The sequence below is a fragment of the Psychrobacter sp. S1-30-MNA-CIBAN-0213 genome, from assembly GCF_040309845.1.
Classification (GTDB): domain Bacteria; phylum Pseudomonadota; class Gammaproteobacteria; order Pseudomonadales; family Moraxellaceae; genus Psychrobacter.
The window spans coordinates 1-13,764 of the sequence record NZ_JBEOPE010000015.1 but is presented as its reverse complement, the minus strand read 5'-3'; the positions used below and the strand labels follow the sequence as shown (position 1 = coordinate 13,764).

10 protein-coding genes are annotated in these 13,764 nt (G+C 41.6%); 9 read left to right on the top strand and 1 reads right to left on the bottom strand.

The window, feature by feature from the left end; translation table 11 throughout:
* The first annotated feature begins 539 nt into the window (after positions 1-539).
* Entirely contained in the window at positions 540-1,316 is a 777-nt protein-coding gene (locus AAEY87_RS12220; RefSeq protein WP_350657384.1) for a DUF4230 domain-containing protein, read from the top strand.
* Positions 1,317-1,481: 165 nt separating this feature from the next.
* Here AAEY87_RS12220 and AAEY87_RS12215 read toward each other — a convergent pair whose 3' ends face one another.
* Positions 1,482-3,140 carry a cryptochrome/photolyase family protein gene (locus AAEY87_RS12215; protein ID WP_350657383.1) on the bottom strand — a complete coding sequence of 553 codons (1,659 nt, stop codon included), beginning with the start codon at positions 3,138-3,140 and terminating at the stop codon, positions 1,482-1,484.
* Positions 3,141-3,334: 194 nt separating this feature from the next.
* Here AAEY87_RS12215 and AAEY87_RS12210 point away from each other — a divergent pair, with 194 nt between their 5' ends.
* The 8 genes from AAEY87_RS12210 to AAEY87_RS12175 all read left to right on the top strand — a co-directional run bounded on the left by AAEY87_RS12210 (position 3,335) and on the right by AAEY87_RS12175 (position 13,581).
* Positions 3,335-4,006, top strand: coding sequence for a phosphoribosylanthranilate isomerase (locus AAEY87_RS12210; RefSeq protein WP_350657382.1), 672 nt, complete (start codon positions 3,335-3,337; stop codon positions 4,004-4,006).
* A 164-nt stretch (positions 4,007-4,170) separates the two neighbouring features.
* Positions 4,171-5,445 carry a tryptophan synthase subunit beta gene (trpB, locus tag AAEY87_RS12205; protein WP_350657381.1) on the top strand — a complete coding sequence of 425 codons (1,275 nt, stop codon included), beginning with the start codon at positions 4,171-4,173 and terminating at the stop codon, positions 5,443-5,445.
* 113 nt (positions 5,446-5,558) lie between these two features.
* Positions 5,559-6,383, top strand: a complete 825-nt coding sequence (trpA, locus tag AAEY87_RS12200; RefSeq protein WP_350657379.1) for a tryptophan synthase subunit alpha — start codon at positions 5,559-5,561, stop codon at positions 6,381-6,383.
* A gap of 391 nt (positions 6,384-6,774) precedes the next feature.
* A complete protein-coding gene (gene accD / locus AAEY87_RS12195; RefSeq protein WP_082785745.1) occupies positions 6,775-7,713 on the top strand; it encodes an acetyl-CoA carboxylase, carboxyltransferase subunit beta in 939 nt (312 codons plus the stop codon).
* Positions 7,714-7,970: 257 nt separating this feature from the next.
* Positions 7,971-9,320, top strand: a complete 1,350-nt coding sequence (gene folC, locus AAEY87_RS12190; protein WP_350657378.1) for a bifunctional tetrahydrofolate synthase/dihydrofolate synthase — start codon at positions 7,971-7,973, stop codon at positions 9,318-9,320.
* A gap of 202 nt (positions 9,321-9,522) precedes the next feature.
* Complete coding sequence (locus tag AAEY87_RS12185) at positions 9,523-10,707, top strand: LysM peptidoglycan-binding domain-containing protein (protein ID WP_350657377.1); 1,185 nt, start codon at positions 9,523-9,525, stop codon at positions 10,705-10,707.
* A 273-nt stretch (positions 10,708-10,980) separates the two neighbouring features.
* Complete coding sequence (locus AAEY87_RS12180) at positions 10,981-11,520, top strand: DUF2726 domain-containing protein (protein ID WP_350657376.1); 540 nt, start codon at positions 10,981-10,983, stop codon at positions 11,518-11,520.
* Between the two features lie 576 nt (positions 11,521-12,096).
* Complete coding sequence (locus AAEY87_RS12175; protein WP_350657375.1) at positions 12,097-13,581, top strand: hypothetical protein; 1,485 nt, start codon at positions 12,097-12,099, stop codon at positions 13,579-13,581.
* Positions 13,582-13,764: the final 183 nt, after the last annotated feature.

Genomic DNA, 13,764 nt, shown 5'->3' with positions numbered 1-13,764 from the left:
AAAGCGGAACCTTATCAACGATAAAATAAATAATAAATAAGGCGCTGAGCACTTAGTAGTCGCTACAAGCCTGCCTTTATATATAACCTAGTGTAACTAATGATCTGATCGATGTGACAGTGTATAAATTGGCTGTTTATAGTCAAGCTTTCTGTTCACAAACTAGCTAATAGCAAACTAGTGTGAGACAGCCAATATACGTTGACATTTTATCGATGCAATCAGACTATGTTAGGTAAAGTTCGCCTAAGACGCAATGACTTTTTGTCTTTTGCAGCAGAACGATGCATAAACTTAAAAATCCTATGAAAAATATAGTAATAATTTGATAATTCTAGCGCTTATTAGTCATAAAAGTCAGAGTAGCTTTAAGAGTCTAGTAGCTCTTAAAAATATGGAGTAAGCAATTGTGTAGCGGATTAGTAGTTAATACTTGAAGTCATTTTTAAAAGTGTCATTGATACTATATAGAAGTACTTAATTTAGCACTCATAAATAGAGGTTTTTGAGTGCCGTTGACAATATAAAAGGTAGCGCATATGACAACTCCTGATAATCGTACACCTACTAATGCTAGCGACAATAATATTAGTAAGCGCCCTAAACCAAAACAGCCCATTGGAATGGCGACGTGGATATTGTTAATTATCAGTTTTACGGCCTTAGCTTTTGCTGTTTATACTATCCAAAACCGGATTGTAGAAGAACCGACTGAGACTATCACTCGTGAAGGGGTGGTGACGCAAATTCAGCAGTTAAATCGACTACAAACGGTGGCTTTTAGCGTGGATACGGTGATTACCAGTCAACGTCAGGGAAGCTGGATGAAACTTTGGCAAGATGAGCAAAAAGGATTGTTTATCGCTCGTGGTCGGGTAGATGCCGGTATAGATTTAAGCGCATTGACGCCTGAGATGGTACAAGTTGTACAGCCTGTACAGCCTGAACAGTCTAATGTTAAGGTAGACGAAGCACAGACAGCTGATGCTAATACACCAGCCTCAATGATGCCACAGATTAATATTACCTTGCCACCCTCAGAGATATTTTCAGTTTATCTGGATAATCTAGAGATTTATGATTGGCAAACGGGCGCTTTTGGTTTGATGCAGGTTGATCCTAAAATACTAGAACAAGCACAGACGATGGCGAAGAAAGAAGTCCTTGAACGCGCTTGCCGAGGTGATGTGATGAATATGGCGCTACAAAATGCACAAACTCAATTGCAGCAGCTGTTTGCAATGACTGGTGCCGTAGTTACGGTTACTACGCAAGGCGCAGGGGCGTGTCAATTGCCAACAGTAGCAAATAGCTAATATAGCTTTTGCACGATAATCGATTCAGCCTAAAAAGAATACAGTGCTGCTGGGATGAATTTTTCGCAGCCTCTGTATCAGCAGCACGCAAGGAAAGCTTATACCAGTAGCACGTCAGAAGCTTTGTAACTCTTTTGTTTTGAACTGACTATACCTTAGGCTTTGTTAATCCTTTTTAAATTCAGCAATAGCTAATTGGCGTGCTGCTTTATGTTCAACCATCGGTAATGGGTAATTAATATCAGCAAACTTACCACCCTTTGCCAGTTCTTTACGCATTTTGTCCTCGCTATGTAAGATGCTGCCTGGAATATCTTTTAGCTCAGGTAGCCAAGTTTTTATAAACTCGCCATCGGTATCGTGGGTTTTGGCTTGGCTAAAGGGGTTCATAATACGGAAGTAGGGTGCAGAATCCGTACCTGTCGATGCGCTCCATTGCCAGCCACCGTTATTGGAAGCAAAATCACTATCTATCAGCTGCTGCACAAAGTAGCGCTCGCCTAAGCGCCAGTCAATCAATAAATCCTTGGTTAAAAACATCGCCGTGACCATTCGTAAGCGGTTATGCATAAACCCCGTTGCATTCAGACATCTCATCGCGGCATCGACTAAGGGCACGCCAGTCATACCGGTACACCATGCGTAAAAGTCATCATTGTCATATGACCAATTAATTTTAGTATCTGTCTCTTCTTTATAAGCCTTGTGACGAATAAGTGCTGGCTTATCTACTAAGACATGACGATAAAAATCTCGCCACGCCAACTCGCTTATCCAGCGATTAATGTCGTTGTTATCAGAGTTATCAGAGTTATCAGAGTCATTAAAGGTATCGCTATCATTACCATGTAGTTTTTCTTGTGCTTTGCTCGCTTGTAGGTAGCAAAGTCTGGGACTAATTGAGCCAATGGTAAGGTAGGCTGAGAGCTGACTGGTTGCATGTAGACTGGGCACATCGCGACTGACATCATAATTATCAATATCATCAGCGATAAAATCCTCTAAACGCTGGCAAGCAGCAGCTTCACCAGCAGGGTAAGCTGTTCGAGCGTGGTCAAGCTGTGCGTCCATATCAATATGCTTTAATGAATCAATACCTTGTGAACAGCCATCTTGTAATGTCTTTTGATAGCCATCGACAGTTTCTTTACTTAACTTTTCGATATCTTTGATAGTAGTTGCGCTAGCTTTTGAGGTTTTCAGCTTGTTCTTATTATTGCTCTTTACGGCTGTTGCTTCATGCATTTGCATATTGCTGACATCTAAGGTATGTCGCCATTTTTTATAAAACGGGGTGAAGACTTTATACATGCTATCGCTATCGTTGGTCGTGATGCTTTGCGGCGGTAAGATACATTGGTCATGCCAGCGGATAAACTCGATATCGTTTTTTGCTAGTTGCTTGGTGAGTTGTTCATCGCGGTCAATCTCATTGCCTTCGTACTCATGATTGGCCATGACAAGGCTGATAGTATTCGCCTCGCATAAAGTGTTTAGCGCATCCACGCAATCAGCAAAACTGAGGCAGACTTGTACTGTTAAGGTGATATTCAATTGCGTTTGCAAATCTTGCGCAAGTATCGGTAAAGTGCGCGCAATATGATCAACTTGGGCAAGCGAGGTATCGTGCGCTTGCCACTGTTCAGGGGTGAGGAAGAATATAGCACTGACTGATGCATTGTCTGCGTTGGCTTGTTCACAAAGCGCAGCCAGTGCCGTATTGTCATGCAGCCGCAAATCACGACGAAACCACATCAAGTAATGCGGCATACTGACATTCTTATTATCATGATTTTCGTCATTTGCTGACGCTGTCTTAGACATTCAATTATTCCTATTTTAATCAATCGCAATCATAAACAAAACTATGAATAAAAGTATGCTAGGATAAGTTTTTGGATGCAATTGATTTGGCAATTGATTAACAAATCAGCATCATATTTAGGGATTAGAGTTTAGCGCGAACTTGTCAAATGACATCATACTCAATACTACATTTAACGTTTTAAGGTCATATAATGCACGTTAAGTTTTGCGGCTTTACCCAGCTTAATGATGTCAATGCCGCTGTCCAGCTAGGTGTTGATGCGGTCGGTTTGGTATTTTATCCGCCCAGTCCGCGTGCTGTCACGCTAGTACAAGCACAGACATTAAGCGCGGCCTTACCTGCATTTGTCAGTGTCGTGGCTTTGGTAGTCAATATGTCTCATGATGAGCTGATTGAGCTGGCAAACAACGTCTCTTTTGATATCATTCAATTCCATGGTGATGAAACACCTGAACAGTGTCAGCAGCTGGCAAGTGCCGTCAATAAACGCTGGATTAAAGCGTTGCGTATCAATGCTGAGCAGGACACGCTAGAAAGCGTAAGCGCACGTATTGATAGTTTTGCCGCAGTAGGCGCGAGCAGTATTTTGCTTGATGCTTATCATCAGCATAAATATGGCGGTACGGGCGCGCGCTTTGACTGGAATCTGATACCACAAGACAGTTCGCTACCGATTATCTTAGCGGGCGGACTGGATGCTGACAACGTCGCTGCCACTCTTGATTTGCCTATTTATGGCGTCGATGTCAGCGGTGGAATTGAGATTGATAAAGGCAAAAAACACGCTGATAAGATGCGTGACTTTATGAAAGCAGTCAAGCGTGACCGATGGCAAAACGAGACGGTCACTGACGCTATCTAAGATAATTGCTGTATTTATGCTATTTATACTTATTTGATCGTTATTCCGATTTTTTGATTGAGCCTTATTTTTCGCTGTCTCAATAGTTGTCCCAATATTTATATTATTAATAATTACACTACCAATCCTTATATTAAAAGATACCACTTATCGTAGGAATTATCATGAGTCATGCCACGAACAAAGCACCATCTGCTACTGCACAATCTATCAATACTTTTACCAATCCAACAGACGTTCAAGACTTTAACCAGTACCCTGACGCACGCGGACATTTTGGCGTTCACGGCGGTCGTTTTGTCTCTGAAACGCTGATGGCCGCCTTAGAAGAGCTAGAGGCGCTATATACCAAAGTAAAAGCTGACCCTGCATTTTGGGAAGAGTATCACAATGATTTGGTCAATTATGTCGGTCGTCCAACACCGCTTTATCATGCTAAACGTTTAAGTGATGAGATTGGCGGCGCACAGATTTACTTTAAGCGTGAAGACTTAAATCATACTGGTGCACATAAAGTGAATAACACCATCGGACAGGCACTGCTTGCCAAGATGTGTGGTAAAAAACGTATTATCGCTGAAACGGGCGCAGGTCAACATGGCGTCGCGACGGCAACGATTGCTGCGCGCCTAGGGCTAGAGTGTATCGTCTATATGGGTGCGGATGATGTCGAGCGCCAAAAGATGAACGTCTATCGTATGCGTTTGCTGGGTGCGACAGTCGTACCGGTAACGTCTGGCTCACGTACTCTCAAAGACGCGATGAATGAAGCCATGCGCGACTGGGTCACTAATGTAGATACTACTTATTACATTATTGGTACGGTTGCAGGGCCGCATCCATATCCGCTACTCGTGCGTGACTTTCAAGCGATTATCGGCAAAGAAGCGCGTATTCAGCATTTAGAAAGAACAGGCAAATTACCAGATGCCTTGGTCGCCTGTGTCGGTGGTGGCTCGAACGCGATTGGTTTATTCTTTGATTTCTTAAACGATACTGAAGTTAAAATGTATGGCGTTGAAGCGACAGGTGATGGTATTGAAACTGGTCGTCATTCAGCGCCATTGGCCGCTGGTCGTATCGGTGTGTTACATGGCAACCGTACCTACCTGATGGCTGACGATGAAGGCCAAATTCAAGAGACGCACTCTATCTCAGCGGGCCTTGATTATCCTGGTGTCGGTCCTGAACACAGCTTCTTAAAAGATATGAAGCGCGTCGAATATGTTGGCTGTACCGATAAAGAATCGTTAGAAGGCTTTCATGAATCCACGCGTAAAGAAGGTATTATTCCTGCGCTCGAATCTGCCCATGCGGTTGCCTATGCGCTTAAGCTGGCTAAGACCATGACCCCGGATCAAACCATTATCGTCAATATGTCAGGTCGCGGTGATAAAGATTTGCATTCGGTAATGAAGGCGGAAGGGATTGAGTTGTAGTCGTGTATCTTATTTTGCGCTATGAATCCGCTTTTATAAAATAAATTAATGGGCTCTCTTATTAAATCGTAGAGAGCCAATATAGCCAGTTTAAATTAATTTTAGAGAACACTATGACCCGTATTGAAAGTACATTTGAAACCCTAAAAGCACAGAACAAAAAAGCCCTGATTCCTTATGTAATGGCAGGCGATCCAACACCTGATAACTTTGTCGGATTACTACATGACTTAGTCAAACATGGCGCGGATATGATTGAAGTCGGCTTACCGTTCTCTGACCCAATGGCAGATGGCCCTACCGTTGCTTTAGCGGGAGAGCGTGCCTTAGCAGCGGGCACGAGTACTCGTGATGCGCTAAACATGGTCGCAGAGTTCCGCAAACAAGACACGCAGACGCCAATTATTCTAATGGGTTACCTCAATCCAGTTGAAATCATCGGTTATGATAATTTTGTCGCTTTATGCGAGCAATCAGGCGTTGATGGGATATTGATGGTTGATTTACCGCCAGCAGAAGCGGGTAGCTTTACTCAGCATTTAACTGACCATTCGATGAATGAGATCTTCTTGTTATCGCCAACCACTTTACCTGAACGCCGTGAGCAAGTACTAACACATTGCGGTGGTTATATTTATTATGTGTCGCTTAAAGGCGTGACGGGCTCGGCAACGCTAGATACTGATGATGTTGCAAAGCAAGTGCAAGCGATTAAAGCTGAGACCGATTTGCCAGTATGCGTGGGCTTTGGTATTCGTGATGCAGTGTCAGCCAAAGCGATTGGTGCTCATGCGGACGGTATCATTGTGGGTAGTGCGCTGGTGCAGAACTTTGCCGATATAGATGCTAAAGATCCAACTGCTGTTGCTAATGCTCAGCAAAAAATTATGGCTAAGATGGACGAGCTACGCGGCGCACTCGATAGTTTAAGCGCTTAATAGTCGGTCATTGTGGTTTGCGTCAAATAAGCTGTTATTAAGATAGCGACGTTGTTTTCAGAGTTAGTGTTTTTTCTAAATATTTCTGATAACAGTTTTTTAAATAGTAGCGTTTTCAGTGGCAATATTTTAGCGATAGTTTTTTATGTACGAGGCTAAATGACTTTGCTAAATTTAGTTTACGAGTGTAAACTAACATGACGTATAATTTGTTACAATTACGCGATTCGGTTTGCCTGCTATTTATCTTATGTATAGATAGTATTAGTGTGATGGACTGTCGCGTCAGTTATAACTGCTCATGTTATGGCTGTATTTGATTCTTAGACTAGACAACAATTAAATTCTTAAGGACAAGTGAATGAGCAAGCTTGCCGATAAGCCTTCAATAATGGCGAATATTATGACTGATACTATAAAAAAACCTGATACTCAAGACAATAGCAGTGCTGCTGATCCAACACGTCATTCTTGGTTTGATCGTCCAGTTCCAGGTATCAAGCAGCAATTGACACAGACGTTGACGGCAGTCGAGACCGAGCCGTCAACAGAATGTACCAGCTGTCATTCAATGATTACCAATACAGCGCTGATTTTTAACTGCTATGTCTGTCCGCATTGTGACCACCATTTACCGATGACGGCGCGTGAGCGTTTGAATTGGTTCTTAGGTCAAGTTGATGGTGAACTTGGCCAGCAGTTTACTGCGAAGGATCCTCTTGGATTTGTAGATAGTAAACCGTATCCACAGCGCATGACTGAAGCACAGACCAAGACTGGCGAGAGCGAAGCCTTAATTGTTTTGTATGGTAAATTGCGTAACCTTGAGGTGGTTGCTTGTGCTTTTGACTTCCGCTTTATGGGTGGATCAATGGGGTCGGTCGTTGGTGATCGGTTTGTAGAGGCCGCTGAAAAAGCGCTGAATGAGAAAAAGCCTTTGGTATGTTTTGCTGCCTCTGGTGGTGCACGTATGCAAGAAGGTCTGCTATCATTGATGCAGATGGCACGTACTGCGGCGGCGGTTGAGCGCTTAAGAATTGCTGGCGTACCTTATATCGTAGTACTGACCAATCCAGTTTATGGTGGCGTAACTGCCTCTCTTGCTATGCTTGGTGACATTCACTTAGCAGAGCCAAAAGCAATGATTGGATTTGCTGGTAAGCGCGTGATTGAGCAGACGGTACGTGAGACATTAGAAGAGCCGTTCCAACGTGCTGAGTTCTTGTTAGAGCATGGCGTGGTTGATGAAGTGGTGCATCGTCATCAGATGATTGATACGATTTATCGCTTGTTGGCTAAGTTGTGTCATCAGCCAAACGTCAATGCTTAGTCAATCATTGTCTGACTAAAGTATTTGGTTAAGTTATATGACTAAATATTGTCATCCGTTTTGGCATTGACCTGCATCTAGCATAACTAGACTTAGTCCAAAATACTTAGTCCAAAAGCTTTCTAATAGCATTTGTCGTTATTTAACGATAAGTGCTATTTTTGGTTTTTAGGTTTGGTTTTTGAGAATGTTGTTATACACTGCTTTGAATTTCGATTTTAAATTATTTTCAATTTGAGTTTTTTAATAGGTTTTTTATGTCTGCATCCTTATCTGATACGATTGATACTAATAGTCCGAATAGCCAGTCGAGTCTAACCGAATGGCTAGATTACATGCAGCAGATACATGTGTCAGCGATAGATATGGGGCTATCACGTGTGCTGCCCGTCGCTGAAGCGCTAGGAGTAGTAAAGTCCGCGAAAGATGATGCTTATGTATTCACCGTGGCAGGCACTAATGGTAAGGGCTCGACGACGGCAGTCATCGCACAGATGTGTCAAGCTGGAGGCTACAAGACCGCCCTGTATCAATCTCCGCATTTAAGCGCTTTTAATGAGCGCGTGCGTATCAACGGTGAAATGGTTAGCGATCAGACCTTGATTGATGCTTTTAGCAAAGTAGAAGCAGCGCGACTCCAATGCGATTTAACATTATCGTTTTTTGAGATGACGACACTTGCTGCATTGTTGATATTTGCTGAAGCCGATTGCGATGTTTGGGTGTTGGAAGTGGGGCTGGGTGGGCGTTTAGATGTAGTCAATATTATTGATCCAGATATGGCCGTCATCACCAATATCGGTATCGATCATGTGGATTGGTTGGGTGATAATGTCGAGGACATTGGTAGCGAGAAAGCTGGTATCCTGCGTGATGATATCACCTTGATCTACGGTGCCGCTGATATGCCAAATAGCGTGCAGCGACTGATTAACACGCATAATGCCAGCTGTTATCAAGTAGAGCATGATTTTAGCTACCGTGTAGTTGATGCGCAGACTTGGCAGTATAGTAATGCGGCTGTCACCCTAGAGCTGCCACGTCCTGCGTTGTCACTGACGAATACTGCTAACGCGCTGTCCGCGGTGCTAGCAAGTTCATTAACAGTAAATGTTGAAGCTGTCGAACAGGCATTACGTACTGTCAAATTAGCAGGACGTTTTGATTATCGTGAGGTAGCTGCGCGTCATTGGTTGTTTGATGTGGCACATAATGAGCAAGGAGTTGAGTTTTTGTTAGCGCAACTATTACCGTTATGGCAGGAACATGTTAGCCGTCAATCAAACTCACCATCTGCGACTATTAAGATGTTATTCTCTATGTTAGGCGATAAAGATATCGCTATGGTTGCACAGCGTTTAACTGATGCTGATTTGTCGATTACGGATTGGTACATTGCAGAGATTGATCATCCTCGTGCAGCAAGTATTGACGAGCTGCAAACGGCATTAGTTACATACGTGGAGGATACTGCTATACATTCTTATGCTGACTTACAACAGGCTACACAAGCCGTAATCAAAAACAGTGAGCCACAAGATTTAATTGTAGTATGTGGCTCTTTTCATACGATTGGTGAAGCGCTTGCCACTCTTGATGTGAAGTGATATTTATTAGCCTGTAAAATTGATTGGCGCGTAAATCTTTTCTAAACATCATTTTAAGAGATGTGTGATAGCAGACAGCGCGAAAAATATGTTTTATAATCAAAGCGTTTTACAGAAACGATATAACTTTTGCAATGAGATGGCGACAAAGATTAGTCATGCCTAGCAATCAACCTTATTACCAACTAAGAGACGTAAACGGATGAATTTTTCGAGACAAGCCTTATTGGGCATTGGGATGATTATAGGCGGTAGCGTAATGCTATATGCTATGGTGCAACAGATTGGTACTAGTGATAAACCAGCAACGCCTGCTGCTATCGTCGAAAAATCATCAACTGAGCAAACCTCAACGGCGCCGTTGACCACAGATATCGATACTGAAAAACGTATTTTGGCTCAAAAGCAAAAAGAACGTGCTGCTCGTGTCGCTGAGCAAGAGAAACGTGCACAGCAGTTTTTGGCAGAGCAAGAGAGTGCAGAAGCACAAGCACTGGCTAAGTCTCGTGCAGAAAACCAGCAGTATGTTGCTAACTCTCTTCCAGCAGAAAGTGATAGTACAGAGGTAGCAGAGGGTACTACAGTTGCGACACCGACTGTGCAACTGAGCAATGATACGACTACAAGTACGGCCAATGATAAGGCACAAAAAGCTCAAGCGGCTGAACAAGCTGCCAAGCAAGCTGAAGCGAAAAAGTTAGCAGATAATCAAAAGCAGGCTGAGGCGAAAAAGCAAGCTGAGGCAGAGGCGAAAAAAGAAGCTCAAGCTGCCGCTAAGAAGGAAGCTGATGCCAAGAAAAAAGCTGAAGAACAGGCTGCAGCTAAGAAAGAAAGGCAAGCTGAAGAAAAAGCTGAGGCTGAAGCTGCTAAAACAGCACCACCAAAATCTCCAGCAGACTATACTGTAAAAAGAGGCGATGGCTTAATCAAACTAGCGCGTCAATATAATATGCCAGTTGAAGCTTTGGCTCAAGCTAATGACATCTCTTCATCGACTTCATTGCGAGTTGGACAAGAGTTAACGATTCCATCGCGTAAGCAAATTGAGCGTCTAGAACGTGAGGCTGCAGCAGCTAAGAAGTCTGCTGATGCCAAACGTGAAGCTCAACAAAAGCTGCGCGAAGCTCGTCAAGAAGTTAAAGAAACTGATGCCAAAGGTAGCTTTGGTGTGCAGGTAGCCTTGGCTAGTAATCAAGCTTCAGCTGACGATGTGGCCAAGAAATTTAAGTCCGCTGGTTATCAAGTTAAAACCAGTACTACTAGTCGCGGTGTACGAGTTGTAGTCGGTCCAGAACGTGGAAAGGTTGCAGCATTGGCGCTGAAAGATAAGATCAATACTGACCCTCAGGTTGATACATCAGGTGCATGGGTGTTGTATTGGCGTTAGGTCATTAGTTTGTTAGACGTTATCTTTAAGACCCACTAATATCTTAAACTTTATTCTTATATCCAATTATGTATTATTCAAAACACGACATCTATTGTCGTGTTTTGTGGTTTATAAATTGTAGATACTTACTAGCTCGGATAGTATAAGAACAATTTGTTATTTACTTATTTTTCTCTGTATTACGTGTTAGCCAATAATGGTTGCCGCGTTGTGATTGATTGTTTAGAGAGCTCTAACATCAGTCATCCCAAAATTTTATAAGGTAGAATTATGTCATTTGGCGTTGTATTTTTGGTGTTAGCCGTAGGTTTTTTGGGGCTGATTACATTACCAAAGTTGTTGTCAAAACGTCAATCTAGTAAAAACATTGAGCCCGATCCACAACCTGTACGCGGTGATGATTTGGCTATTTGGCCATTTGCACCGATGCCTATCATGACTGATACTGAAGTCATATTTTTTCATAAGCTCAAAAACGCCTTGCCCGAATATCATATATTTGTGCAAGTTCAACTCTCTCGCATTATTGAAGCTAATAGTGACGAAACCTCCGAACGTAGCTTTTGGTTTAACCGTATCTGCCGTCAAAGTGTTGATTATGTCATTACCGATATAGACGCGCAGACGACATTAGTCGCTATTGAGCTTGATGACTGGACACATAGTAGTAAATCAAGACAAAAGGCGGATGACAAAAAAGACAAAGCGCTTGCTAGTGCAGGTATTCCGATTGTACGGTTTCATGCTGAACGTTTGCCAAGTGCAGATATGCTCAGATATGAGCTAATGCAGGTCATCGAGACTTATTGATTCCTGAAACTTTCAATATCAATGCGTAATTTTACGTTCTATAAAACCATTGCAGCGTCAACTTTGATGACTATAGTAAGGTACAGTCACAGCCTGTAATTAGCTTCCTTATGTCGATATTATCGTGAATTGACTATCAATTACTTTTAGACTTTAGCTTACTTTTGAAACTTCAAATAAAGCCCAAAAACCTCTTAAAATTATAGAACTAAATAAAATCGTATTTATCTAAATAGCGTTCCTCTCGCTATATATATTAGCGAGAGTCTTCAGGTTCATTCTACTTACTATTTATTTATAAATTAGCAAGTTGCAGGCATTATGATTGGTATTTTTTAATTATAAAATCCGTAAATCCTTTTTATCTTAATATTTGTGTAACAGCTAAAATATAGTTGATTACTGTATAGACTAAATCAGTAAATGAATATATTATTCGCTTATTGATTAGTGAACTTAAGTTTTGACTAAAAGTTTGATGGTGTTAGATCAGACAGATAATCATCATTTAATTATTTATTTAAGTATATCTACTACCGTAACTCGAAAGAGACCTCACAAATAAAGGATGATTTTATGAAGTTCTTCAAACTGACTGCATTAGCATTGGCCAGCACCTTAGCACTAGCAGGTTGCGGTAGTGATAGCGGTAAAACAACGGTTTCCAATAATAACGGTTCAGCCATTCCACCTAAGCCACCTGTAGACAACAGCCTGTCTGAGCTTGAGCAAGCTAAAAGTATTATTAATACTGCCAAGCAGTTCATTTTGGATAATAAAGCCATTGAAGATGCCTATGAAGGTGCTAGTGAAATTCTTACAGAAAGACAAGAGCAAAGAATTAGCGCTACGTTCGATGTGCCAACAGGTATTTTTTATTATATGGAAGAAAATAACCTAGCAAGATTAACATCAGCTGACATTATTGCCTTAGCTAATAATGCAAGTTTCAAATCAGCTTTGGGTGATACAACAATAAACCCAAGTAGTGATTTTATAGCGACACTTAGTACTGATGGTCAGTTCAAACTTTCAGGTACGACGTTACTTACGACTACAGAGTATGATTATAAATACAATTCCCAGACCATGAATTATGAAAAAACTGTTGTGAGTAAAGATGCATTTACTAATATCTATAAAGGTTATATAAATGCTTTAAGCTCGAACACTAGTACTAACAACTTCAAAGGTAGTTTTGGTTTCAATAGTGTAAATATTGGTTCAGGTGCAGAAGCTGTCGTTTTTAGTTCAACGTCACAAGGTGCAATGGTCAACGCCCAGTTCAGCGATAAAGTATTGGTAAATGATGAGTTTGATCTAAATGACATCAATAGAGAAGGTATTACCCTAGAAAAAGCAGTGATAAAACTGGGTAATGTAAAGCTTAAAGCTAACGATAGTACTATCGAAGCCCGTGATCTTGAGATGGCGTTCTTGGATATGAGTCGTAAGCTTGCCGATGGCACCTTAGTGGTCAGAACTTTACCATCGACTATTAAACTAACGGGTCAACTGCTTAAAGAGAAGCCTGCAACTGATGTAACTATTTCGCTAAATGCAGTGGCTAATGAAGCCGATATCAAAAATGTCATCAAAGTAACTCAGGATGGTAATATTGAAGAGGCTACTGGTAAGTTTGTTGGTATAGAGATAGTGATGTCTCTCAAGGGTAAGGTGGCAAGAAAGAATGCCAACTCCACTTCTACCTCTACTATACCGCTGGATATTCAGGCAAACTTGAAGCGTATGTCACGTGATGTTGTAGAGCTGCAAGGTTTGAATGCAAGTGTTGATGGCAAGAAGTTGTATGTGACTGGTAAAACTATTTTAGACACTGAATATAATGTCAGCTGTAAATGTACACAGCTTAATATTACCCAAAATAATGCAGCTGTTAATTTAAAATTCGATGTCGATAATAAGTTCATTATCCAAAATGCCAAGACTGGTAAGTTTGCTGATATCACGGTCAATGGTAAAGTCTTTGGTGAGTTATTACAGAACAACGGTACAGTAAGTGCTAAGTTTAAAGACAATAGCTTTATTCCTTTAGGTTAATCATGAGTGCAGATCTTATTTGCTTAAAGTACGATATTTCAAACGTGATGATACGTATTTGAGATATCAATAATGTGTAAAAAAGAGACAGCTAGCCCTGTCTCTTTGAGACCATCCCTGATTCTGTGTAACTGCCATTTAGATTAAATGCTTGCTGATACGATCATCAAACATAATCATAAA

Excerpts from the sequence above, each read along its gene's own strand:
- AAEY87_RS12185 (WP_350657377.1), top strand. The coding sequence starts at position 9,523 with ATGAATTTTTCGAGACAAGCCTTATTGGGCATTGGGATGATTATAGGC.
- folC (WP_350657378.1), top strand. The coding sequence starts at position 7,971 with ATGTCTGCATCCTTATCTGATACGATTGATACTAATAGTCCGAATAGC.
- AAEY87_RS12180 (WP_350657376.1), top strand. The coding sequence starts at position 10,981 with ATGTCATTTGGCGTTGTATTTTTGGTGTTAGCCGTAGGTTTTTTGGGG.
- trpB (WP_350657381.1), top strand. The coding sequence starts at position 4,171 with ATGAGTCATGCCACGAACAAAGCACCATCTGCTACTGCACAATCTATC.
- AAEY87_RS12210 (WP_350657382.1), top strand. The coding sequence starts at position 3,335 with ATGCACGTTAAGTTTTGCGGCTTTACCCAGCTTAATGATGTCAATGCC.
- AAEY87_RS12220 (WP_350657384.1), top strand. The coding sequence starts at position 540 with ATGACAACTCCTGATAATCGTACACCTACTAATGCTAGCGACAATAAT.
- AAEY87_RS12215 (WP_350657383.1), bottom strand. The coding sequence starts at position 3,140 with ATGTCTAAGACAGCGTCAGCAAATGACGAAAATCATGATAATAAGAAT.
- trpA (WP_350657379.1), top strand. The coding sequence starts at position 5,559 with ATGACCCGTATTGAAAGTACATTTGAAACCCTAAAAGCACAGAACAAA.
- accD (WP_082785745.1), top strand. The coding sequence starts at position 6,775 with ATGGCGAATATTATGACTGATACTATAAAAAAACCTGATACTCAAGAC.
- AAEY87_RS12175 (WP_350657375.1), top strand. The coding sequence starts at position 12,097 with ATGAAGTTCTTCAAACTGACTGCATTAGCATTGGCCAGCACCTTAGCA.